A 23,741-nucleotide genomic window follows, 5' to 3' on the forward strand; every position below is an offset into this window, starting at 1 on the left:
GGGAGTTGTGCGCACGGTGAGCACAATGCGTGACCTCATCGGATGCGCCGGTCAGCATCGTTGCCATGAGTAAGCAACCACTGTCGTTCCACTGGTTCCTGCCCACCTACGGCGATTCGCGGGGGTTGGTCGCGGGCGGGCACGGCAGTTTCATGTCCGGTGACCGGCCGGCCACCCTGCGCTATCTCAATCAGCTCACCGCCGCCGCCGAGGACAACGGCTTCACCGGCGTACTGACCCCCACCGGGGCTTGGTGCGAGGACGCCTGGCTCACCACCGCGATGCTGGTGCAGACCAGCGAGACGCTCAAATTCCTGGTCGCGCTGCGGCCCGGCCTGGTCAGCCCGACCCTGGCCGCGCAGATGGCCGCGACCTTCCAGCGCCACTCCGGCGGCCGGTTGCTGCTCAACGTGGTCACCGGCGGCGAACCGAAGGAGCAGCAGGCCTACGGCGATTTCCTCGACAAGGAACAGCGGTACGCGCGCACCGGGGAATTCCTGCACATCGTGCGTGAACTGTGGCATTCGACCGAGCCGGTCACGTTCACCGGCGAGCATCTACGGGTGACCGAGGCGCTGCTCAGCGCGCGACCCGATCCGGTCCCGCCGGTGTTCTTCGGTGGGTCGTCCGGCCCGGCGGGTCCGGTCGCGGCACGCTATGCCGATACCTATCTGACCTGGGGTGAACCACTGGACGCGGTGGCGAAGAAGCTGGACTGGATTCGTGGTCTCGCCGCGCTCGAAGGCCGGTCGGTCGACTTCGGGTTGCGCGTGCACGTCATCACCCGCGACACCGCCGCCGAGGCGTGGGCCGAGGCCGACCGGCTGCTCTCGGGCATCGCGCCCGGCGAGATCGAACGGGTGCAGGCGAGCCTGGCCCGCAGCGAGTCCGAGGGGCAGCGGCGCATGGCGCGCTTGCACAACGGGCGCACCGACAACCTCGAGATCGCCCCGAACCTGTGGGCCGGCGTCGGCCTGGTGCGCGGCGGGGCGGGCACGGCGCTGGTCGGCTCCCACGCGGAGGTGGCCGAGCGGCTGCTCGAGTACGCCGCGCTCGGCATCGACCACTTCATCCTCTCCGGATATCCGCATCTCGAGGAGGCGTACTGGTTCGGCGAGGGGGTGCTGCCGATTCTGGAACGAAAAGGGTTGTGGCAGCACCCTTCCCGGGTTGCCGCGCCACCAGCCGTCACCCCGTTCACCGCGGCGGCCCACTGACGTTTCAGCCGATCGTCGCCGTGGCCTCGCCGAACCAGCGGGTGAGGCTCGCCGTGAGGTCGTGCCCGCCGTCATCGACCCAGGCGACGTGTCCGTCCGGGCGGAGCAGCACGGCGGGCAGGTCGACGGACTCGTCGATCAGGTGATCGACGCGGTCGGCCCAGCCCGTCACCGACCGCCCGCCGGACGAGTCGAGCAGGAGGCCACGGCCCGCGTGCAGGTGGTCGTAGAGGCGGCCGTCGGCCAGTTCCCTGTCGGGTAGCCGCCTGCCGAGCAGGTCGTGGCCGTCGCCCAGGTCGTAACGGATGCCGGTGGCGATGATCTTCTCGATCAGGTGCCGGGTGACCCCCTCGAAGTCCATCAGTTCGGACAGCACCCGGCGAACCGCCTGGGCGCCGGGATCGAGCGAGATCAGCGCCATCTGGGCGCGGGTGTTGTCCAGGACGTCGGCGGCCACCGGGCGGCGCTCGGCGGCGTAGCTGTCGAGCAGTCCTGGTGGTGCCCAGCCGGCGACCTCGGCGGCGAGTTTCCACCCGAGATTCATCGCGTCCTGGATGCCCAAGTTCAGGCCCTGGCCGCCGAGCGGCGGATGGATGTGCGCGGCATCGCCTGCGAGCAGCACACGGCCGCGGCGGTACTCGTCGGCCAGGCGGGTGGAGTCGCCGAACCGCGAAATCCAGCGCGGGGCGTGCGCACCGAGATCGGTGCCCGCGGTCGCGATGAGCTGCTGCCGCAGTTCGTCGAAGGTGGGTGCGACGGTGCGGTCCCGCGCTACACCGGCGGCGGGCACGACCACGCGATAGAAGCCGTCGCCGATCGGCCCGGCGCCGAACCGCAGCTGTGTCCGGCGCACCTCGGTGTTCACGGCGGTGACCGTTTCCGGCGGCGCGGTCAATCGCATCTCGCCGAGTAGGGTGTCGGCCCGGCTCGGTTCACCCGGAAAGCCGATGTCGAGCAGCGAGCGCACCGTGCTGCGGCCACCGTCGCAGCCGACCAGGTAGCGCGCGACGAGACTGGAGCCGTCGGCCAGTTGGGCGCTCACCGCGTGCTCGTCCTGGGTGAGGCCGACCAATTCGGTGCCCCGCCGGATCTCGGCGCCCAGCGCCACGGCGTGTTCGGTGAGCAGGCGTTCGGTGACGGGCTGTGGGAGCCCGAGCACGAACGGGTAGGTGGTGTCCAGGCCGGCGGGCTGAGGTTTGGCGATGCCGGCGAAGTAGCCGCCGAGCGGGTGGCGCGAGCCGAGCGCGAGGAACCGGTCGACCAGCCCACGCTGGGCGAGGACTTCCAGGCTGCGGGCGTGCAGGCCGAGGGCGCGCACGACCGGGGTCGGCGCCGGATCCCGGTCGAGGACGACCACCCCGGCACCCTGCAACCGCAGCTCACCGGCCAGCATCATTCCCGTCGGCCCCGCACCGACGACAATCACGTCGATCATCAATCCACCTCTGTTTCCGCTGGTCATACGCTCAGGCAGGCGATTGTGCAGGACGACCGGGGGCTTGTGGCAAGACCCGGGGTGCGCTATATGTTGAGAGTGGCAGGGAGTGGTTCGACCTCCTTGCCATTGTTTTGTCCGAACTCTTTCCGTGGCCGCCGAGGCTTTTCGGTCCGCCCGCCGGAATCCCACCTCGACTTGTCCCGCGATGTGCGCTGAACCGAGACCGGTCGAGCACCCCGATCACGCGGTGTAGGCACGACCACGGCCGGAATATTGCACTCGGTGCACGGCTGCACCCGATGCGAGTAACCGAGGATTCCGCGTGCGCAGCGCGGGCGAATTCGCCCCGACCTGCACGACCACGACGCCCGCCGTACTCGAAATTATCCGGCTGTCACTGCTCGCCCGCACGCCGTGCACCGCGCACACCCACTCCCCCAAGCGATTTCGGCACCGAGTGCAGCGGCGGTTCCACGTGAATCAGGGCTCTACCGGCGGTTTCGCACCGATGCCTGATCGGTCGTCCAGCCCGGCGGCGATACGCTCGGCGACGTGACCATCACCGTCGGCTTCGACCTGGACATGACGCTCATCGACTCGCGGCCGGGCGTGGCCGTGGCGATCGACACGCTCGCGCAGGAGTTCGACCTGCCGATGATCGGCGCGCGTTTCGCCGAGCACCTCGGCCCGCCGCTGGCCACCCTGCTCGGTGACGCGGGCGCACCCGACGACCTCGTCCCGCATCTGGTCACCCGGTACCGCGAGCTGTATCCGGATGTCATCGCGAGCATCCCGGCTCTGCCCGGCGCGGGTGACGCGCTCGAAGCGGTACGGGCGGGCGGCGGGCGCGCCCTCGTCGTCACCGGCAAGTACGAACCGCACGCCCGTCTGCATGTGGAACATCTGGGGTGGGACGTGGACCGGGTGGCCGGTGATCTGTGGTCCACCGGGAAAGCGGCGGTGCTCCGCGAGGAATCGGCGTCGATCTTCGTCGGCGATCACGCCGGTGACATGCGCGGAGCGAAAGCGGCCGGTGCGTTCGCGGTCGGTGTGACCACCGGCCCCTACGATGCCCACGGACTGCGCGCGGCCGGCGCCGATGTCGTGCTCGACGGTCTCACCGGTTTCGCCGACTGGCTGGCCGGCCATACCGCCGCCTGATCCGCGAAAACGCCTGTGCGATGAACCTTTCGGAACCCTGCGGGTCGCGCGGGCGTTGACCGATCATGTCGACGGACCCCTACTGGAACCACAACACGCACTACCACCCCTGGCTGCTCGAACAGGTGCCCGTGCACGCCCGCACCGCCCTCGATATCGGTTGCGGCGACGGCCTGCTCGCCCGCAAACTCGCCACCCGCTGTGATGCGGTGCTCGGCATCGACATCGACCCCGAGGTCATCGCGAACGCACCGTCGACACCCCACGTGCATCTGGACAAGGCCGACTTCCGCGACCTCGACGACACCTTCGACATGGTGACCGCCGTCGCCACCCTGCACCACGTCCCCGTCCGCGAAGGCATGGCGGCGCTGCGCGACCTCGTTGCTCCCGGCGGCACGCTCGCGGTGGTCGGGCTCTGGAAGATGCACCCGCTCACCGACATCGGCTACCTCCCACTGCTACCGGTCGTCTGGGCCACCGACCGTCGCCACCGTCGCGAAGCAGGCGGACCGAACGCGACGATCCGCGATCCGGAGGAAACGCTCGGCGAGATCCGGCGAGCCGCCGAGGAATTCCTGCCGGGCGCGCGGATTCGCCGCCGCCTGCTGTGGCGGTACACGCTGCTGTGGCAACGACCTCGCTGACCCGCCGATCCCGATCACCGCACCTGGCCCGGTAGCCCGCTGTGATCTGAATCGCAGTTGCTCAACTCACCGCGGGCGTCGGCGCGAACCCGGTGATACAGTCCGGCCAGTTTTCGACGGGGAGGGATTCTCATCAGCACAACGCCGACAGTTCTGTGGCGCACCGGTTTCGGGGTGCCACGGTGACGCGGACAAGATGGATCGTGGTCGGCATCCTGGCCTCCGTGGTCGCGGTGATCGTCGCGGTGGTCACGGTCGTCGCGGTGACCGGGCCGAAGGATCCGCGCGAGTTCGTCGCCGAGAAGTACCAGCGTGCCCGCCAGCTCGACCAGGCCAACGACGGCCTCGCCTTCACCACGGCCGCCGCGCCCGCCGCGGTCGCGGCCGCCATTGCCAAGGCCACCGAGCCGCGCGACCGGCGCAACACCGGCGACAACCACTATCTGCGGTTCGACAAGGACCTCGTCGCGGTGTCGCCGCACGCGGGCGGTTCGCTCGTGCTGGTCGACAGCTGGGCCAACGGCACCCGCCGCCACCACTCGCACACCAGCAGTTACGGCTGGACCAGCGGTTCCGCGGCGGGTGACTACCGCGGTGGCGGCAGCGACAGCGGCGGCAAGTAGTTCATTCGGGGCATCTCGCCTCACAAGCACAGGAGGACACTCATGCTCGCCGAACTGGGGGCGGACGCGGGCGCCGCGCTCGCCTATTCCGCGGTGGGAATCGTGTTGATGGCCGTCGGATTCGGGCTCGTCGACCTGCTCACCCCCGGTGATCTGCGCGCTCAGATCTGGATCGAACGCAACCGCAACGCCGCGACCCTGCTCGCCTCGAACCTGTTCGGCACCGGCATCATCGTCGCCACCGCTATCTGGACCTCCGACGGGGAGATCGTGAAGGCACTGCTGGCGAGCGCGGTGTACGGCGTGATCGGGCTGGCCGCGATGGCGTTGGCGTTCGTGCTGCTCGACGCGCTCACGCCCGGTGATTTCCGGACCGTTGTCGCCGATCCCGAACCGCACCCGGCGGTCTGGGTGACGGCATCGGCTCATGTCGCCGTCGCGCTGGTGGTGGCCGCGGGCCTCACCTGATGCCCACCCACCGCCTGGCGCGGGCGGCGCTGCTGGCGACGGTATTCGTCTGCGCCGCCTGCGGTCTGGTGTACGAGTTGTCGCTGGTGACCCTCGGCAGCTATCTGATCGGTGACACCGCCGCGCAGGCCTCGATCACCCTGAGCGTGATGGTGTGCGCGATGGGTGTCGGTGCGCTGGTCGCGAAACCGTTGCGCCCGTACGCCGCCGCCGCGTTCGTCGCGGTGGAGCTGGCACTCGCGGTGATCGGCGGGTTGTCGGTGGCGGCGCTCTACGCCAGCTATGCCTGGCTCAACGTGTACACCGCCGCGCTCGTCGTGGCGGCGGCGGTGATCGGGATGCTCGTCGGCGCCGAGATCCCGCTGCTGATGGAGCTGTTGCAGCAGGTGCGCAAACAGGAGGCCAGCAGCGCGGTGGCCGATCTGTTCGCCGCGGACTATGTCGGCGCGCTGCTGGGTGGTCTGGCGTTCCCGTTCCTGCTGCTGCCGGTGTTCGGGCAGATCCGCGGCAGCCTCGTGGTGGGTGTGGTGAACGCGATCGCCGGTCTGGCGTTGGCGTTCTTCTTCTTTCGCGACCGGATGACCCGCGCCACCCGGCACACCCTGATCGCCATGACCGCCGTCGTCGCCTGCGGCCTGTCGAGCGCCTACCTGTACGCCGACCGTTTCGAGGCCACCGCGCAGCAGGCGCTGTTCGCGCATCCGATCGTGTGGCAGACCCGCACGCCCTATCAGCAGATCGTGCTCACCGAGTCGTTCTCGCCGTTCGCCACCACCGACACCCGGCTGTTCCTCAACGGCGGCCTGCAGTTCTCCTCCGTCGACGAGTACCGCTACCACGAGGCGCTGGTGCATCCGGTGCTCGCCGGGTCACGTCGCTCGGTGCTGGTGCTCGGCGGTGGCGACGGGCTCGCGCTGCGTGAGATCCTGCGCTACCCCGATGTGGAGCGGGTGACGCTGGTCGAGCTCGATCCGGCGATGGTGGAGCTGGCCCGCACCGACGACCGGCTCACCGAACTGAACCGGCACGCCTTCGACGATCCGCGTGTGCGGGTGGTCAACGCCGACGCCTTCAACTGGTTGCGCGGTGCACCAGGGCTTTTCGACGCGGTGATCGTCGACCTGCCCGACCCCGACCAGACCTCGGTCGCCAAGCTGTACTCGCAGGAGTTCTACGCGATGACCGCGAACGTCCTGGCTCCCGGCGCCCGCCTGGTGGTGCAGTCCGGTTCCCCGTTCTTCGCGCCCCGCTCCTTCTGGACCATCGATGCCACCCTGCACGCCGCCGGCCTGCACACCACCCCGTTCCACGTGGACGTCCCGAGCTTCGGCGACTGGGGGTTCGTCCTCGCGGCGATGAACGAGCCCCCGATCCCCACCCTGCGCTCCCCCACTCCCCTCCGCTCCCTGGACGAGACAACCCTCACCGCCGCCACCGTCTTCCCCCCGGACCGCCGCCCGAAGGACCCCGGGGTCTCCACCCTCATGCACCCGGTGATCCTCGACCTCCAACGCCAGGAATGGCGCTGAACCCGGCCCCGCCGCACGCCGGGTCCCTGACATCGACACCGAGGTCCTGATCCTGACAACCCGGTGAGCCGGATCGCCGGGACGGCACGGAATCCGCTTCAGCCGCACGCCGAGTCCCAGGACCGACCGAGGGTCCTACTCCTGATACGCCCGTGATCCTGGACGCGCAGCGCGGGGCATGGCGTCGGGTCCGGCTCACCCACAGGCCAATTGGGCTCCCATGATGGTCAAGGCCAGCACCGCCACCGCAGTCGACAGCGCCCGTCCCTGTCGCCGCATACGCCGGCCGAGACGGTTGAGCCGGGCACCTGCGCCCGTCGCCACGGCGCGCACCGCCGCACCAGCACTCAGCGCGGCCGAGGCCAGCCCGCGTCGCGCCCGGCGGTACACCGCGACCAGCGCTACGGACCGCAGCCGGTCCCCGAATACGGACGCGGTGTCCACAGATCCCGCGCCTTCGCCACCCGCGCGGCGGCGCCGCGTCCGTCGGAACGCACCGACGACGGTCAGGATCAGAGCGGTGATGAGCATCGTCTTCCCTTTCCGCTCAGCGTGTTCCGGCCGGAACGGCTGGTGCTGATCGACGCTTGCCCGGTGCGGTGACGATGCCGAAGGCGATCAGGCTGTCGGCTGTGTCGCGGACCGTCTGCTCCACCGGGCGCATGGTCCAGTCGAGTTCGCGGCGAGCCTTCTCGGCGCTCACCCGTTCGGCGCGGCCGAGGACCGGCACGGTGAGGCGGACGGTCTTGTCGAAGAGTGCGACGAGGCGGACCAGGGCGTTGGGCAGTACCCGCGTCGGCACGCGGAAGCCCTGGGGGCCGAAGTCGCGGGCGAGCATGCCTGCCAGCTCCCCCATCCACAGCGGCTCACCGCCACAGATGTACCGGTTGCCTGCTGCCGCGGGCACTTCCATGGCGAGCCGGTGCGCGATGGCGAGGTCGCGCACGTCGACCGGGGACCAGCCGGTGCGCACCGAACCCGGGACGTCGCGGGCGAGCAGGCGCTGGATCGGTGCGTGCGAGGTGCTGGTTCGTGGTTCGAGCAGTGGCCCGAGGATCATGCCCGGGTTCAGCACCACCAGTTCGAGATCGCTGGTGTCGCCGAGGGATTCGACGTACTCCCAGGCGGCGCGTTCGGCGAGGGTCTTGCTCTTCTGGTAGGCCGGAATCCGGTCGACGACCGACCAGTCGTTCTCGGTCCGCACGTCGCCGTTGTCGTGTCCGTAGGCGACCGCCGCCACCGACGAGGTGAGCACTACCCGACGCACCCCCGCCGCGGCGGCCGCGCGCAGCACCCGAAGTGTGCCCTGCACGGCGGGCTCGATGAGGTCGCGCTCGTTCTCCGGCGGACTGTCGGGGAACGGGGAGGCGACGTGCAGCACCGTGTCGCAGCCGGCTACCGCCTCGGCCCACCCGGCATCGTCGTCGAGCGTCGCGGCGGCGAATTCCAGGTCGCCGCCGGTGCGGCGGGCCAACTCGGTGAGGTGGGCGCGCTTGGCGGTGGCGCCCAGATCGCGCACGGTGCCGCGCACGGCGTATCCGTGTTCGAGCAGTTCGGCGATGCAGTGTCCGGCGACGAAGCCGGTGGCGCCGGTGACGAGAACCCTTGCGGTCATGGTGTTCTTCCGTTCCCTCGGAGGAGCCCACCCATCTGAGCGGTGCTCAGATAATCTAAGCACCGCATAGATATGCTGTCCAGTGCCTATTTTCCCGGGCGCGTCGCCTAGGCTCGGAGGAGTGAAGCGCACCAGTTACCACCACGGCGACCTGCGAGCCACCCTGATGGCGGCGTGCCTGCGCCTGATCGAGATCGAGGGGCTCGCGGCGGTGAGCCTGCGCCGGGTCGCGCGCGAGGCCGGGGTGAGCAGCGGTGCGCCGTACCACCACTTCGCCGATCGCGCCGCGCTGCTGTCGGCGCTGTCGGTCGACGGTTTCCAGCGCCTGGCCGAGGAATTGATCGCCACGCGGGCGCAGGCGAGCAGCCCACTGGCCGCGCTCACCGAACTCGCCGCCACCTATGTGCGGTTCTCCCGCGAGAATCCGGCCCTGTTCCGGCTGATGTTCCGGCCCGAATTGTCGCAACCGGACAAGCATCCCGACGCCGCGCACGCCGGTGACACGGCCTTCGGCGTGCTCGCCGACACCGTCACCGAATGTGTCGCCGCCGGACAACTTCCCGCGAACCAGGCCGACACGCTGGCCGTGGCATGGTGGAGTCTCGGCCACGGACTGGCCTCGCTGTGGCTCGACGGCCACCTCGAAAAGCGCAGTGAGCAGCTGGGAACCAACGCGCCCGACCTCGTCGACGAGATCATGCGCGCCTTCACCGCGCTCGTGGCCACGCGTACCTGAAAATTTTGCGATGCGGGGTGTGCGAGCGGCCCTAGAGTGGGTAAGGCTGTTCTACCCAGTGCGCCCGAACACGAGCAGGAGGCCCGATGGCTGAGACTGTGAAACTCGATCCCGCGGTCGAGGCGTTCGTCGACGCGCTCAACGCCCAGGACACCGACCGCTTCTACGGCGTGCTCGCCGAAGACGCCACCATGTCCGACGACGGCGTGGAACGCAACCTCGCGCAGTGGACCGAGGCCGAGATCTTCAGCGCCAACGGGCATCTGGAGGTCGACACGGTGGAAGCCGACGGACTCGAGTTCACCGCCGACTACACCAACAGCCGGTGGGGTTCCATGCGCACCACCTGGCGATTCGATGTGCGCAACGGCCTCATCAGCCGCTTCGAGACCGGACAGGCGTGAACGAACTTCTCCTCCCGCGTTACGGCCACGCGTCACTGGCCGACCTGCTCCCCTCGATCCTGGCCTGCCTCGGCGTGCCCGGCGAGCACGACCGCCTCGGTCTCGAGCTGGATGTCGACCATGTGTGCGTGCTGCTCGTCGACGGTCTCGGTGCCACCGCGCTGGACGCCGAAAGCGCTGCGGCGCCGTTTCTTTCGGGATTGCCCGCAGCCACCCTCGATGCCGGTTTCCCGAGTACGACGGCGACCAGCCTGACCACCCTCGGCACCGGTCTGCCGCCGGGTGAGCACGGCACCGTCGGCTACACCTTCCACCTGCCGGGGCAGGACCGCCTGTTCAACGGCCTGCGCTGGCAGCTCACCGGCGAGGGTCCGAAGGTCGACGCGATCGCCGAGTTCCCCCCGGAGCGAATCCAGCCGCACCGCACCACCTTCGAACGCGCGACCGCCGCGGGCATCGCGGCCGTCCAGGTGGCACCGAGCTACCAGGACGGCTCGGGTCTCACCCGCGCCGGCTGGCGCGGTGGCGGTTTCCGGACGGCGTTCTCGGTGGGCGACCTGGTCGACGGGGTGCTCACCGCGCTCGGCTCGGCACCGAAAAGCCTTGTCTACACCTATCATTCGGATCTCGACACCACCGGGCACGCGCGCGGCCCGCAGACCAGGGCATGGCGGTTCGAACTGGCCAACGTCGACCGGATCGCGGCCGAGCTGGCAGGCAACCTACCGCCGCGCTCGGCGCTGATCGTCACCGCCGATCACGGCATGGTGCCGCTGGTGCACCGCATCGACTTCGACACCCACCCGCACCTGTCCGAGGGCGTGCGCGCGCTCGGCGGCGAACCGCGGGCCCGCCACGTCTACACCGAAGCGGGGGCCACCGAGTCGGTCGCCGACACCTGGACGGGCACGCTCGGTGACGAGTTCGTGGTGCGTACCAAGGCCCAGGTCATCGAGGCCGGGTGGTTCGGCCCGCGCGTGCACCCCGAGGTGGCGGCGCGGATCGGCGATCTCGTGGTGGTCGCCACCGGGACGAGCGGGGTGATCCGCAGCGGCGCCGAGCCCCTGCAATCGCAGATGCCCGGCCATCACGGGTCGCTGACCGCCGACGAACTGCTCGTGCCGTTGCGAATCCACCGCAGCTGACCGCTGTGTTCGATGGTGCCGACCCGCGAGAGCCCTGCGTGGACATGCTCCGCTACCGCCTCCGGGCCCGCCGCGATCGGCATCTAGTCTGAAGCGGATCCCGGCGAGTCGTCCCGGGCGCGACCTTTCAGGAGGAACCATGCACGCCACCCGCAGCGGCGCCGTCGCGGTCGGACTCGCGGTGCTGGCGGCACTGGTGACCGGCTGCTCCGATGTCGAGCGCCTGCTCAACCAGGGCGGCGACACCCCCTGCCGCGATTACATCAATCAGGAACCGGACACCAAGCGGATCACCATCACCAAGGCGATCAAAGAGCAGACGGGCAACGACAACGAACCGGCGGGCACCGTGGTCGACGCGATGATCGTGCAGGTCGATCTGCTGTGCGCGGGCCAACGTAATATCGATACCCCCATCAAGAACGCCGATATCGCGGGCCTGTTCCTGAACAAATAACCGACCACGCGTCAAGCCGACGCGACAGGGCACACCCCGGTGACCCGGTAGTCCGCAAGCGATCCCGGCCCACGCCGGTGGCACACCTGATAGACAGGAACAGCCACCGACGAGCAGGAGTGAACGTGGGCGCATCCGACGATCCGATTCCCGGATCGCCCAGGCCCGACGGGCTCGCGGACTATCGCGGCGCGATCGAGAAGCAATGGAACCGCCTCGCCGCCCCGTCGCGTCCACTGCAACTGCCCCGCGACACCGGACCCGTGCGCCGGGAGGTGGCCAAATCCTGGCAGCGTTCCCTGCACACCGTCGATCCCGCCCAGACCGTCGCGCCGGGGCTGGACGACATCAGCGGCCGCTGGCGGGAGTCACCGCTGCGCAGGCCGGTCACCGAACTCGCGGGCCAATTGCGTGGTATCGCCGAGGATTCCGGCTACCTCGCCGTCGTCAGTGACGAATCGGGCACCATCCTGTGGACAGCGGGCGACCGCACCCTGCGCCGCCAGGGTGAGCAGGTGAACTTCGCCCCCGGCGGGGTGTGGGACGAAAGCCATATGGGCACCAACGGCCTGTCGCTCGCCCTGCACGACGACCGGGCCTGCACCGTCTTCTCCGCCGAACACCTGGTGGCCGCCCTGCACGGGTGGGTCTGCTATTCGGCGCCCATCCACGGACCAGACGGCCGCACCGTCGGTGTCCTCGATCTGTCCTCCACCTGGGAACGCTCGCACCCGATGGTGATGACCTCGGTGCGCGCCCTCGTGACGGCCGTGGAGACCATGCTGCGCGCCGAGGCACCCACCCCCGTTCCCGGCGTGCGTCTCGAATGTCTCGGCGCCGCAAGGCTGCTGCGCGACGGCCGACCTGTCCCGCTGCCGCCGCGCCAGCTCGAGATCCTCGCCCTGCTCGCCCTCGAACCCGACGGGTACACCCCGGAACAGCTGCACGCCGCCGTCTACGGCGACCGCGCGGTATCGCTGAACACGCTCAAAGCCGATGTCTCCCACCTGCGCCGGGCGACCAGGGGCGAGATCACCAACCGCCGGTACATGCTCACCGGTGCGGTGTCGTGCGACGCGGTGGAACTGCTCGCGGCCATCGAGGGCGGCGACCTCACCTCGGCGCTGTGGCTGTATCGCGGACCGCTGCTACCCGGCTCGGACCTGCCCGGCGTGCACCAGTGGCGCGACCACCTCGATGTCGGCCTGCGCGACGCGGTGCTGGCCAGCGATCGCCCCGAGCACGCGGTGGCCTTCGGGCAGCGCTGCCCCGGCGATGTCGCCGTGCACGAACACGCGTTGCGGCTGCTGCCGCGCGACGACGTCCGCCGAGCCGTCGTCACCGCCCGTCTGTACACCGCGCGCCAGGGCTGACCTGCGCGAACGGTACGACCAACCTCGCACCAACCTTCGCCGACCATAGTGTGTCCCACCACGCACGAGGTCGCGAGGAGCGAGACGCATGATCTACGGCAAGCCCGGATCGGATACCGGCATAGTCAGCTATGCCGCCCGATACGACAACTTCATCGGAGGCGAATGGGTCGCCCCCGTCGAAGGCCGCTATTTCGACAACACCTCCCCGGTCGACGGCGAGGCGTTCTGCGCCGTGGCCCGCTCCGGCGCCGCCGACATCGACCTGGCACTCACCGCCGCCCGCCGCGCCGCTCCCGGCTGGGCCGCCACCTCCCCGTCCGCCCGCGCGGGCATCCTGCTGGCCATCGCCGACCGCATCGAGAACAGCATCGAACCGCTGGCGGTAGCCGAGACCTGGGACAACGGCAAACCCGTCCGGGAGACCCTGCACACCGATCTGCCCCTCGCCGTCGACCACTTCCGGTATTTCGCCGGCGTGCTGCGAGGACAGGAGGGAACGATCTCCACGGTCGACAGCGAGACCGTGGCCTACCACCTGTCCGGCCCGCTCGGCGTCGTCGGACACATCCTGCCGTGGACCTACCCGATCCTCACCGCCGCATGGGAACTCGCGCCCGCCCTCGCGGCAGGCAACTGCGTCGTACTCGAACCGGCCGAGCAGACCCCGGCCTCGCTGCTGCTCGTCGTGGAGCTGATCGCCGACCTGCTGCCCGACGGTGTACTCAACGTGGTCAACGGATTCCGGGCGGAGGCCGGCGTCCCGCTGGCGCGCAGCCCGCACCTGGACAAGCTCACCTTCACCGGTGACACCGCCACCGCACGGGTGATCCTGCGGCACGCCGCCGAGAACATCGTCCCGGTGTCGCTGCGGCTGGGTGGCAAGTGCGCCAACGTGTTCACCGCCGACGTGCTCGCCGCCGACGACACGTTCCTCGACAGCGCCGTCGAGGGATTCGTGATGTTCGTCCTGAACCAGGGTGAGGTCGGCACGTGCCCGTCGCGTGCGCTGATCCACTCGTCGATCTACGACGAGTTCCTCGCCCGCTGCATCGCCCGCACCGAGGCCGTCGTGTCCGGTCATCCGCTCGACACCGAGACGATGATCGGCGCGCAGGCCGGCAACGACCAGTACGAAAGGATCCTGTCCTACTTCGATATCGGCAGAGCCGAAGGCGCCCGCGTGCTGACTGGAGGGGAAGCACGCAAGGTCGACGGCCTGCCGGGTGGGTACTACATCGAACCCACCGTCTTCGAAGGCGACAACTCGATGCGGATCTTCCAGGAGGAGATCTTCGGCCCGGTGCTCGGGGTGACCCGCTTCGACACGCTCGACGAAGCGGTGCGGGTCACCGACGACACCGCCCACCGCCTCGGTGCGGGCGTGTGGACCCGCGATCTGGGCACCGCGCACCGGTTCGCGGGCGCGGTCGGCACCCGCCGGGTGTGGGCCAACTGCTATCACCCCTATCCCGCGCAGGCCGCGGGCGAGAACACCGCCATGATGCTCGGGCGCTACCAGCGGTCCAAGAACCTGCTTGTGCGCCATTCGACGACGACACCAGGGATGTTCTGATGCAGAACACGATCCACCGCGTGGATATCACCGAACGCGCCCAGGACCTGCTGCGCCGCGTCATCGAGGACAACGGCCCGGTGCTGTTCCGGCAGGCGGGCGACTGCTGCGGGGACAACTCCGCGCCGATGTGCTTACCCACCAGGCAGTTCCCGATCGAGAAGAGCGACATCCTGCTCGGCCGGTTGAGCTGGCACACCGAATTCTGGATCAGCCCGGAACAATTCGAGTGCTGGAAAGACACCCACCTCACCATCGATGTGACCCGTGGGCCCGCCTCCGAGCAGTCCCTGGAAGCCTCGCACGGCCTGCGATTCGTCCTGCGCGCGCGGCAGTTGACCGCGGCGGAGAACGCGGCGCTCGCGGCCGCACCGCCACCGCGCACCGGTGCCGACCGCACGCTGTAGGCGCGGGAGAAGACCTGACCTGGCCCACCCCTCCGGGTACGCCAGGGCACGGCGAGCCCCCGCCGACTGGGCCATCGCGGCTCAGCCGGCGGGGCGAGCTCGAAATCGTCCCGAATGCCAAATCGCGTCTCGCTCAGCGAGACCCGTGCGGCAACACTGCAACAATTCCGTTACGTTATGGCGATGTTCTTAGCGAGACTCGGTGTTCGCACCCGGATTCTGGCGATCGCTCTCATCCCCAGTCTGACCCTGGTGGTGGTCGGCGTCGGCACGGCGGGCTACCTGGTCGAGGAGAGCAACAAGGCCAAGACCTGGGCGACGGAGATGCAGGCGGCCGTCCCCTATACCCGCGCGCTGATCGAAGCGGTGCAGTCGGAACGTCAGCTCACCCTGGCCTATCTGGCCGGTGACGACACCGCCGCCGACGCCCTCGGCCCGGCCAGGACCCGCCTCGACGCGGCAGTGCAAGGCCTGATCGATATCTCCACCGATATCCGCGCGGTCGACGATTCCGAAATCGGTGACGACAAGGGCGGATTCAACACTCTCAAGACGCATCTGACCGGTGTGCGCCAGGGCGCCGACGCGCGGATGCTGCCCGCCAACGACGCCTACACCTTCTTCAGCCGCCTGCTCGACGTGCTTACCCAGGGCACCAAGGTGGCCGAGCGCGCCGCCCCCGACGCGGGGGTGGCCTCCGGTGTGGCCGAGGGTGTGCGTCTGTTGCACGCGGCCGAGGCGATGTCGCGCAGCAATGCGATCTCGCTGTCGCTGGTCACCGCCGACGGCCCGACGGGCATCCCGATCGAGGAGCTCATCAACCAGATCGGTTACTACCACACCGAATTGGCCGGCATCGTCACCGAGCTCGACGAGGACGAGCGCGCGCCGATCGCCGCGATGATGTCCTCGCCGCACTTCGCCCAGCTCGCCGCGATGGAGTCGGCGATCGTGAGCCGTTTCGCCGCGCCGCAGCAGCCGACCGGCTCGTCGACCCGGACGCAGGCCGTCACCGCCCTGCCCATGTCGATCCCCGAATGGCACACCGCCGCAGGCGAAGTCAACCGGGCCATGATCGAGGCCTACGGTGCGCACAACAGCCATATCCAGAAGCTGGCGGAGAAGACCGCGCAGCGCGCCGAGGTGAACGCGGCGATGGCCGGTGGCGGCGTCGTCGTGGTCAGTCTGCTGGCGTTCCTGGTCGCGGTGATCCTGGCCAACCGGATCATCCGCCGCCTGCGCAGGCTGCGCACCGAAACCCTCGCCCTGGCCGACGAACAGCTGCCCGCCACCATGCGCGCCTTGCGCGAGGGCGGTGAGGTCGATCCCGCCGACATCGCCCCGAAGCTCGACTTCGGTCGCGACGAGATCGGTCAGGTCGCCGACGCCTTCGAGCACGCCGCCGCGGCGGCGCTGCGCGCGGCCGTCGACGAGGCACGCACCCGCGAGGGTGTGCGCGCGGTGTTCCTCAATATCGCCCACCGCAGCCAGATCGTGGTGCACCGTCAGCTCGAGATCCTCGACGAAGCCGAACGCAGCCAGGAGGATCCGGCGCTGCTGGAGACCCTGTTCCGGCTCGACCACCTGGCCACCCGCGAACGCCGCAACGCCGAGAACCTCATCATCCTCGGCGGTGGCCGCCCGGGTCGCCAGTGGCGCAACCCGATTCCGCTTATGGACATCGTGCGCAGCGCCATCGGCGAAACCCTCGACTACGCGCGCGTGCGGGTCACCAAGCTGCCCGAGGTCGACGTCGTCGGCACCGTGGTCGCCGACCTCGTGCACCTGCTCGCCGAGCTGGTCGACAACGCCACCGCCTTCTCGCCCCCGCAGTCGCGGGTCGAGGCGGGCGGCAACATCGTCGGCAAGGGTGTGGTCGTGGAGATCACCGACCAGGGCATGGGTATGAGCCCCGAGGACCTGGCCCGCTACAACGACATGCTCGCCGACCCGCCGGACTTCGGCGTGGGCACGCTGTCCTCGGATTCGCGTCTCGGCCTGTTCGTGGTCGCGAGACTGTCCACCGCGCACGGTGTTTCGGTGCGGCTCAGCGAATCCGACTACGGCGGCATCCGCGCCATCGTGCTCATCCCGCAGAACCTGCTCGCCGGGACCGCGGCGATGCCGAGCTCACCCGCCACCACCGGCCCGCTGCGCCGTGGGCTGCCCCGCCCGCACGAGCAGGCGCCCGCCGCCGCGCTCGAGCAGGCACCGGTGGCCACCCTCGTCGCCGAACCGCCCGCACCGCGCGCCGCCGAGCCGATCGTGGACACCCGCGTCGTGGAGGTCGAAGCCCCGCCGCAGCCGGAGACCGGCCCCGACGGCAGGCCCCTGCTGCCCCGCCGCCAGCGGCAGACGAATCTGCGCCCCGAACTCGCCGAGGAACCGACCACCGCCGAAACGACCGCACCCGCGCCGCGTCCCCGCTCCGCCGAGCAGGCCCGCGACCTGATGTCCGCGATCGAGATCGGCACTCGACAGGGCCGCAAGCCCCTGTCGAACTCTCACCAGGACGAACAGGAAGGCTGAGGTGAACTCTCCCCAACCAGGTGATCTCAACTGGCTGCTCGACGATCTCGTCGACCGGCTGGCAGGGGTCCGCTACGCGGTCGTGCTGTCCACCGACGGGCTGCTGCTCGGGCGCTCCACCCAGATGAAGCGGGAGGACGCCGAGCATTTCGCGGCGATGTCGTCCACGCTCTACGGGCTGGCGCGCAGCGCGGGCAACCGGTTCGACGGCGGCGGCGTACGCCAGGCCGTGATCGAACTCGATCGGGCCGTCCTGTTCGTGACCTCCGCCGGTGACAACGCCTGTCTGGCGTTGCAGGCCACCGAGTCGGCCAATCTCGGGATGGTCGCCTACGAGATGAACCTCACCGTGCAGCGGGTCGGCAGCTTCCTGTCGGCGGAACCGCGTCACGGGCTGGCCGAAATATAGGACGCGGCACCATGACTCGACTCGGCGATCCGTGGTTCGACGACGCGGCCGGACCCCTGGTCCGGCCGTACGCGGTGACCCGCGGCCGCACCATGGGTGCGGCGCACGACCTGGACATGCTGACAGTGGTTGTCGCGGTGCATCCCGCGCCGACCCTGCGCAGGCCCGAACCCGAGTACGGCACGATCGCACAGCTGTGCAAACGTCCGCAGTCGGTGGCCGAGGTGTCGGCCGTGCTGAAACTTCCTCTTGCGGTGACCAAGATCCTCGTCGGTGATCTCATCGGCGACGGCCACCTCATCTTCCGGGCACCGGTAGCGGCCGAGGCAGGCGCCGGCGACCTCAACGTATTGCGAGCGGTTCTGGATGGCATCCGAAAACTTTGACCCGACCATGAGCAGGCACCTCGCCGCCTCGGTCAAGATCCTCATCGCCGGCGGCTTCGGCGTCGGCAAGACCACGATGGTCTCCTCGATCAGCGAGATCGCCCCGCTGCGCACCGAGGAGCTGATCACCGAGGTGAGCACCGGTGTCGACGATCTGTCGGGGGTGGAGCAGAAGTCGACGACCACGGTCGCGCTCGACTTCGGCCGCATCACCATCGACCGCGACCTGGTGCTGTACCTGTTCGGCACGCCCGGCCAGGACCGCTTCTGGTTCCTGTGGGACGAACTGTGCCGCGGCGCCCTCGGTGCGATCGTGCTCGCCGATACCCGCAGGCTGAGCAACTCCTTCGCCGCCGTCGACTTCTTCGAACGTCGTGGGCTGCCGTTCCTGATCGCGGTGAACTGCTTCGACGGTGCTCCCCGCTACACCGTGGACGAGGTCCGCGACGCGCTGGACCTGGACCCGAACACCCCGGTGATCCTGTGCGATGCCCGCGACCGTCCGTCGGCCAAGGCGGTGCTCACCCACCTGGTGGAGTACCTCATCGACCGCGCCACCCGCACGCCGGTCACCACCTAGCTCCCACGGCGACGCCCACCAGCACCCCTGGTGGGCGTCGCCCGTTTCAGTGTCCCGGCCTGGACGATGTGACCCGAGCGCTGCGCCCGCAGGTGCGGCAGCACGGCCTCGATCTCACGCTGCGCGGATCGTGCACGCGTTCAGGTCGCGGATTTCCGACCGTAGTCGGATCTGCGGAGCGTCCGAACCGGTTAGCGTGGGACCAGGCGTTCTGCGGAAGGCGGGAAAAGCTGTGGACAGCAAGACGATCGCGCGCCAATGCACACTGTGCGAGGCACACTGCGGAATTCTGGTGACGGTGCGGGAGGACCGCGTCACCCGGATCGAAGGCAATCCCGACGACGTCCTCTCCCGGGGCTACATCTGCCCGAAGGCCACCGCCATGGGCGGCCTGCATCACGACCCCGACCGATTGCGCACCCCGATGCGACGCACCGCCACCGGATTCGTTCCGGTGAGCTGGGACGAGGCGTTCCGGGAGATCGGCACCAGACTGCGGGCCGTGCGCGCTGCGCACGGCCCGAGCGCGATCGCCATGTACATGGGTAACCCGGCAGCGCACAGTTCGTCGGTGCTCTACGGCGGGTTGTTGCGGGCGGCGCTGTTCACCCGCAACTTCTTCACCGCGTCCTCGATCGACCAGTTCCCGCAGGAATTCACCGCCTGGCGGATGTTCGGATCGAATGTGCTGATGCCGGTGGCCGATATCGATCGCACGCACCGGCTGGTGGTCCTCGGGGCAATCCGGCGGTGTCGAACGGCTCGATCACCACCATGCCCGGCGCCAAACAGCGCATCAAGGACGTCCGCAAACGGGGTGGCACGGTGGTCGTGATCGACCCGCGCCGTACCGAAACCGCCCGGCTGGCCGACGAGCACATCGCCGTGCGGCCCGGTGGGGACGTCTATCTGCTGCTCGGCATGCTGCACGTGCTCCTCGGCGAGGCGCTGTGCGACGAACGCCGGGTGCGCGCGCAATGCGTCGGCTGGGACGAGCTGGGCGCCCTGGTCGCCGACACCACGCCCGAGCGGATGGCCGGGCCCGCCGGGGTCGACGCCGACACCATCCGCACCCTCGCCCGCAACCACGCGGCCGCGCCCTCGGCGGTGCTGTACGCGCGCATCGGTGTGTGCCAGCAGGTCACCGGCACGATGACCCACTGGCTGGTGAACACGATCAATGCCGTCACCGGCAACCTCGACCGGCCCGGCGGTCAGATGTTCGCCACGCCCGTCGTCGACGGCGCGCGGTACGCCAAGCACCTGCGCGTGGGCCACGGCGCGTGGACCGACCGCACCGGCACCTACGGGTCTTTCCGCAGCGAATTACCCGTCGCCGCACTCGCGCACGACATCCTCGAACCAGGCGAGGACCGGATCCGGGCGATGATCACCTACGCGGGCAACCCGGTGCTTTCGACACCACAGGCGGGCAAGCTCGACGAAGCCCTCGCCGCCCTCGATTTCTTCGTCGCCGTTGACATGTACGTCACCGAGACCACCCGGCACGCCGACTTCATCCTGCCGCCCGTCTCCGCGCTGGAACGCGAGGAACTGAACCTGCTGTTCCCCATCTTCAGCGTGCGCAACAACGCCCGCTACGACGCGAAGGTGTTCGACCCGCCCGCCGACGGCAAGGACGACTGGCAGATCCTGGCCCGCCTCGTCACCGAGGTGACCCCACTGCCCGCCCGCCGGCTCACCGGCCGGGTCCTCGACGCGGTCTTCGAACAGCTCAGCCCCCTGCGCTTGACCGCGGCCGCGGTGGCGGCAGGCCCGTACGGGGTCTTGCGGCGCGGCCGAAAAGGTTTGACGCTCGGCAAGATTCGCGACACACCGGGCGGCATCGACCTCGGTCCGTTGCGCCCGCGCCTACCCGAACTGATCGGCACCCCCGACCGGGCGGTCCACCTGGCGCCCGACGATTTCCTCACGGCGGTCCGCACAGTCCTCGACGAAACCGACTCCCCCAGAACCGAATACGACCTGCAACTGATCGGCCGACGGCACCTGCGCAGCAACAACTCCTGGCTGCACAACATCGAGTCGATGGTCAAGGGCCGCGACCGCTGCACGGTCCTGATGCATCCCGACGACGCCGCCGCCCGCGGCCTCGCCCACGGCGACCAGGCCACCGTCGAGTCCCCGGTCGGCGCCATCGAGGTTCCGGTGGAGATCAGCACCGATATCCGCGCCGGTGTGGTGGCCGTGCCACACGGATACGGCCACCGCGAACCCGGCGTCGGCTGGCAGGTGGCCGCCGCGCTGCCGGGCGCCAACGTCAACCTGCTGCACGACCCGGCCCGCACCGACCCGCTCTCGGGCACGTCGGCAGTGAACAACACCTGGGTGCGGGTCGGCCGGGTCGAGAAGGCACGCAGCGCAACCGGATCCGAGGTGGCCGTGGCGCCGCGGTGAAAGTCACCGCGGCGGACGGTCAGCGGAAACGCAGGTCGGCGGTGGCCAGACCGAAGATCTTGCGACCCGCCGACTTGGCGACGACCGCGATCACTGCGGTGCGGGTGACCGGGTCGAGGGACTTCACCCGGCCGGTGTACTCGACCTGCCCGCCCTCGCGGCCGACGATCGTGTAGTTCGACAGGCGGACACCGTAGCGGGTCACCGCGCCCGGATCGCCCGACCAGGCGGACAGGAAGCCCGCGCCGAGGCCCATGGTCACCATGCCGTGGGCGATGATGTCGGGCAGCCCGGCCAGCTGGGCGATGCGCTCGTCCCAGTGGATCGGGTTGCTGTCGCCGGACACACCGGCGTAGTTCACCAGATCGCCACGCGACAGGCGCGCGTCACGCAGCGGCAGTTCGTCGCCGACACTGAGGTCCTCGAAGGCGAGCGTGGTGCTCGGCACCCGGGCGGCCCCGGCGGCGGACAGGTGGATGTCGCCCTCGGGGCGGCGCGGGGTCTCGGCGTCGGACGCGGCGGCGTCCTTGTCTTGGCTGAAGACCTTCACCCCGTGCACCATCACGTTCTCCACCGCACGCGTGATCTCGGGATCCACCCCGTCGTCACCGGTGATGCCGACGACCGTGGTGTGCATGATGTGCACGGTCTCGCCGGATTCGTCGGCGAAGGTGTTGGTGACGGTGATGAGGTCCTTGCCCGCGATACGGCGCACCGAGGACAGCTCCACGTCCACGGTCAGGCGGTCACCGGCGACGATCGGCTTGTGCTGCTCGAAGACCTGCTCGGTCTGCACGAACATGTCGTAGCCGACGACGACCGATTCGAACAGGTGTCGGTTGGCCGCCATCGCGGGAATGGAGACGAACGTCAACGGGGCGACCAGACCCTGGTATCCGAGCGCGGCGGCCGCCTCGTCCTCCCAGTGCGCGGGATGGAAATCCTGCACCGCGCGGGCATATTCGCGCACCTTCTCACGGCCGACCTCGTAGACGTCGTCCACCCGGTAGTAGTGCCCTACCTTCGACGCGATATCGGGGGCTTCGGCCACGGAAGTCACTATGGATCACCTTCGTTCGGGGGACGGACTCCCGGCAGGGTAGCCGACGAGCCCGTCCACCGGGCGCACCATGGCACAGTTCACAATCACGCGAGCTGTGCGATGGGCTCGATCAGAACGAGGGGACGTCGCTCGTCGAGGCGTTGCCGCCGATCGAGGGCTGCAGGGTGATCTCCCACTCGGTGTCGGCGTCGAACACGTCGTCGAACTTCGAGAACTCCTGATCCCGGGTGAAGCCGAGTGCGGCCTGGTCCCAGTCGGTTCCGTACTTCATGTAGACGAAGTAGGAGCCGGCGATGCCGCTCAGCGTGGCGTTGGAGTTGCCCTGCACGTAGATCGTGGCCTGCGGCGACTTCGGGTCGCTGCTGGTGACGACGATCGCGCAGTCGGAGGAATTGCCGTTGACGATCTTCAGCTCGCCCGACCCGTTGAGGCCGTTCTGCTGGACGACGGCGCCGTTGTCGGCCCGGCGGTTCTGCAGCGGGGCGGCGACGGTGCTCGAGGTCGAGGTGGACCCCTTACCGGTCGGTGCGGATTTCGTGTCGTCCAGGCAGGCGCTCGTGGCGAGCGCGGTCGCAATGGCGATCACGGCGAACAGGCGGCGGTGAAGCATTCTTCCCCCGTACTCAGGACCGGAATTCGATACCGGTGTCGGCGCACAGTATTGCGCGAAATGCCGGAATTGTCAGATCGCTTGTCGGCGTGACCGGTTCGCTCCTGGGCATATGCGAGCAGGTCCTTACGTCCTCTAACGTTGCGGGGTGCTAGGACATTCACACGCGACCAGTGGGGCGCTGGCCTGGGCGGGGACCGCCGCGGCGCTGCCGCTCACCGTCGCCGCCTTCCCCCTGTTCGACAGCCAGACAACACGATTCGGCGTCGCCGAGCTGATCATGGGCACCTTCCTCACGGCGGGTGCGGCCCTGCTGCCGGACGCGGATCACCCGAGCGGGACCATCTCGCACGTGCTCGGGCCGGTGTCGCATCACCTGTGCCGCTTCATCTCCTGGGTGTCGGGCGGGCATCGGCACGGCACGCATTCGCTGTTGTTCGTCGCGGGCGCGGTGGGCGCCACCTGGGCCGGTGAGCACTGGCTCGGCAGGCCGTTCACGCTGAGCCTGGTGTTCTTCCTGCTCGCGCTGGCGGTTCGGTCGTTGCACCTGTGTCCGCCGGGCAAGAGTGTGCGCACGTACGGCACGGTGATCGTGCTGGCCAGCGCGGGCACCTTCGCGGTGGACCACTGGATCGTCGACCGGCCCGCCTGGTTGCCGATCTGCGTCGGCCTCGGTTGCCTCGCGCACCTGCTCGGCGACTGCCTCACCGAGCGCGGCTGCCGGCTGTTGTGGCCGTTCCCGCTGCGCACGCGGGTACCGCTGATCGACCGCACCGGTAACCGGGTGGAGACCTGGGTCATCTCACCCCTGTTCGTGCTCGGCACGATGGGCGCGCTCTGGTACGCGATCACCCAGCAAGCCTGACCGTGCGAGGACGGCGGAACCCCTCACCCCGCCGTCCTTGCCCGTTCTTTTCCCGGGTTCCAGTGAGGGCATATATAGTCAGATG

The 23,741-nt window shown here is 69.3% G+C and carries 23 protein-coding genes and 1 pseudogene; 19 read left to right on the forward strand and 5 right to left on the reverse strand.

The genetic code is table 11. The features are described from left to right. Positions 1–65: 65 nt before the first annotated feature. On the forward strand, positions 66–1,217 hold the full coding sequence (locus HYG95_RS02180; protein ID WP_181696311.1) for an LLM class flavin-dependent oxidoreductase: 1,152 nt from the start codon (positions 66–68) through the stop codon (positions 1,215–1,217). 4 nt (positions 1,218–1,221) lie between these two features. Here the strand turns inward: HYG95_RS02180 and rox are convergent, their stop codons facing one another. After that, complete coding sequence (rox, locus tag HYG95_RS02185; protein ID WP_181696312.1) at positions 1,222–2,652, reverse strand: rifampin monooxygenase; 1,431 nt, start codon at positions 2,650–2,652, stop codon at positions 1,222–1,224. A gap of 555 nt (positions 2,653–3,207) precedes the next feature. On the opposite strand from rox, the gene HYG95_RS02190 reads away from it, so the two are divergent. The 5 genes from HYG95_RS02190 (at position 3,208) to HYG95_RS02210 (ending at position 7,083) form a co-directional block, all read left to right on the forward strand. Then, positions 3,208–3,816: an HAD hydrolase-like protein gene (locus tag HYG95_RS02190; protein WP_181696313.1), complete on the forward strand. Its 609-nt coding sequence runs from the start codon at positions 3,208–3,210 to the stop codon at positions 3,814–3,816. Between the two features lie 65 nt (positions 3,817–3,881). Further along, positions 3,882–4,463, forward strand: a complete 582-nt coding sequence (locus HYG95_RS02195) for a trans-aconitate 2-methyltransferase (RefSeq protein ID WP_181696314.1) — start codon at positions 3,882–3,884, stop codon at positions 4,461–4,463. A gap of 182 nt (positions 4,464–4,645) precedes the next feature. After that, positions 4,646–5,086: a DUF4247 domain-containing protein gene (locus HYG95_RS02200; protein WP_181696315.1), complete on the forward strand. Its 441-nt coding sequence runs from the start codon at positions 4,646–4,648 to the stop codon at positions 5,084–5,086. A gap of 42 nt (positions 5,087–5,128) precedes the next feature. Further along, entirely contained in the window at positions 5,129–5,554 is a 426-nt protein-coding gene (locus HYG95_RS02205; RefSeq protein ID WP_067492240.1) for a DUF350 domain-containing protein, read from the forward strand. After that, entirely contained in the window at positions 5,554–7,083 is a 1,530-nt protein-coding gene (locus HYG95_RS02210) for a polyamine aminopropyltransferase (RefSeq protein WP_181696316.1), read from the forward strand. Before HYG95_RS02205 ends, HYG95_RS02210 begins: the two co-directional genes overlap by 1 nt. Positions 7,084–7,278: 195 nt before the next feature. On the opposite strand, the gene HYG95_RS02215 is transcribed toward HYG95_RS02210, so the two are convergent. Then, entirely contained in the window at positions 7,279–7,614 is a 336-nt protein-coding gene (locus tag HYG95_RS02215; protein ID WP_181696317.1) for a hypothetical protein, read from the reverse strand. Positions 7,615–7,630: 16 nt separating this feature from the next. Beyond that, complete coding sequence (locus HYG95_RS02220; RefSeq protein WP_181696318.1) at positions 7,631–8,698, reverse strand: NAD-dependent epimerase/dehydratase family protein; 1,068 nt, start codon at positions 8,696–8,698, stop codon at positions 7,631–7,633. A 121-nt stretch (positions 8,699–8,819) separates the two neighbouring features. Between HYG95_RS02220 and HYG95_RS02225 the strand changes: the two genes are divergently transcribed. From HYG95_RS02225 to HYG95_RS02280, 12 genes and pseudogenes are all read left to right on the forward strand, one after another. Next, positions 8,820–9,434 carry a TetR/AcrR family transcriptional regulator gene (locus HYG95_RS02225; protein ID WP_181696319.1) on the forward strand — a complete coding sequence of 205 codons (615 nt, stop codon included), beginning with the start codon at positions 8,820–8,822 and terminating at the stop codon, positions 9,432–9,434. A gap of 86 nt (positions 9,435–9,520) precedes the next feature. Then, positions 9,521–9,838 (forward strand): nuclear transport factor 2 family protein, encoded by a 318-nt coding sequence (locus HYG95_RS02230; RefSeq protein WP_181696320.1) that lies wholly within the window; start codon positions 9,521–9,523, stop codon positions 9,836–9,838. After that, positions 9,835–10,983 carry an alkaline phosphatase family protein gene (locus HYG95_RS02235; RefSeq protein WP_181696321.1) on the forward strand — a complete coding sequence of 383 codons (1,149 nt, stop codon included), beginning with the start codon at positions 9,835–9,837 and terminating at the stop codon, positions 10,981–10,983. Before HYG95_RS02230 ends, HYG95_RS02235 begins: the two co-directional genes overlap by 4 nt. A 139-nt stretch (positions 10,984–11,122) precedes the next feature. Beyond that, a complete protein-coding gene (locus HYG95_RS02240; RefSeq protein WP_067492235.1) occupies positions 11,123–11,440 on the forward strand; it encodes a hypothetical protein in 318 nt (105 codons plus the stop codon). Positions 11,441–11,559: 119 nt separating this feature from the next. Continuing rightward, positions 11,560–12,813, forward strand: coding sequence for a transcriptional regulator (locus HYG95_RS02245; protein WP_181696322.1), 1,254 nt, complete (start codon positions 11,560–11,562; stop codon positions 12,811–12,813). An 88-nt stretch (positions 12,814–12,901) separates the two neighbouring features. Next, positions 12,902–14,389: an aldehyde dehydrogenase family protein gene (locus HYG95_RS02250; protein WP_181696323.1), complete on the forward strand. Its 1,488-nt coding sequence runs from the start codon at positions 12,902–12,904 to the stop codon at positions 14,387–14,389. Continuing rightward, positions 14,389–14,796, forward strand: coding sequence for a DUF779 domain-containing protein (locus HYG95_RS02255; RefSeq protein ID WP_181696324.1), 408 nt, complete (start codon positions 14,389–14,391; stop codon positions 14,794–14,796). Before HYG95_RS02250 ends, HYG95_RS02255 begins: the two co-directional genes overlap by 1 nt. 183 nt (positions 14,797–14,979) lie before the next feature. Beyond that, positions 14,980–17,325: a nitrate- and nitrite sensing domain-containing protein gene (locus tag HYG95_RS02260; RefSeq protein WP_255494929.1), complete on the forward strand. Its 2,346-nt coding sequence runs from the start codon at positions 14,980–14,982 to the stop codon at positions 17,323–17,325. Between the two features lies 1 nt (position 17,326). After that, positions 17,327–17,734: a roadblock/LC7 domain-containing protein gene (locus tag HYG95_RS02265; RefSeq protein ID WP_067492231.1), complete on the forward strand. Its 408-nt coding sequence runs from the start codon at positions 17,327–17,329 to the stop codon at positions 17,732–17,734. An 11-nt stretch (positions 17,735–17,745) separates the two neighbouring features. Beyond that, positions 17,746–18,120 (forward strand): DUF742 domain-containing protein, encoded by a 375-nt coding sequence (locus tag HYG95_RS02270; protein WP_067492230.1) that lies wholly within the window; start codon positions 17,746–17,748, stop codon positions 18,118–18,120. Then, entirely contained in the window at positions 18,101–18,700 is a 600-nt protein-coding gene (locus HYG95_RS02275) for an ATP/GTP-binding protein (protein ID WP_067492229.1), read from the forward strand. Before HYG95_RS02270 ends, HYG95_RS02275 begins: the two co-directional genes overlap by 20 nt. Before the next feature lie 232 nt (positions 18,701–18,932). Next, positions 18,933–21,118: pseudogene (locus HYG95_RS02280) on the forward strand (molybdopterin-dependent oxidoreductase). Positions 21,119–21,137: 19 nt separating this feature from the next. Here the strand turns inward: HYG95_RS02280 and HYG95_RS02285 are convergent. Together HYG95_RS02285 and HYG95_RS02290 are read right to left on the reverse strand one after the other, a co-directional pair. Next, on the reverse strand, positions 21,138–22,178 hold the full coding sequence (locus tag HYG95_RS02285) for a fused (3R)-hydroxyacyl-ACP dehydratase subunits HadA/HadB (protein ID WP_181696326.1): 1,041 nt from the start codon (positions 22,176–22,178) through the stop codon (positions 21,138–21,140). Between the two features lie 112 nt (positions 22,179–22,290). Beyond that, positions 22,291–22,791 (reverse strand): hypothetical protein, encoded by a 501-nt coding sequence (locus tag HYG95_RS02290; protein ID WP_181696327.1) that lies wholly within the window; start codon positions 22,789–22,791, stop codon positions 22,291–22,293. A gap of 148 nt (positions 22,792–22,939) precedes the next feature. On the opposite strand from HYG95_RS02290, the gene HYG95_RS02295 reads away from it, so the two are divergent. Next, complete coding sequence (locus HYG95_RS02295) at positions 22,940–23,656, forward strand: metal-dependent hydrolase (protein ID WP_181696328.1); 717 nt, start codon at positions 22,940–22,942, stop codon at positions 23,654–23,656. The last annotated feature ends 85 nt before the right edge of the window (positions 23,657–23,741 follow it).

It is taken from the genome of Nocardia sp. GTS18, assembly GCF_013839555.1.
Lineage (GTDB): Bacteria > Actinomycetota > Actinomycetes > Mycobacteriales > Mycobacteriaceae > Nocardia > Nocardia rosealba.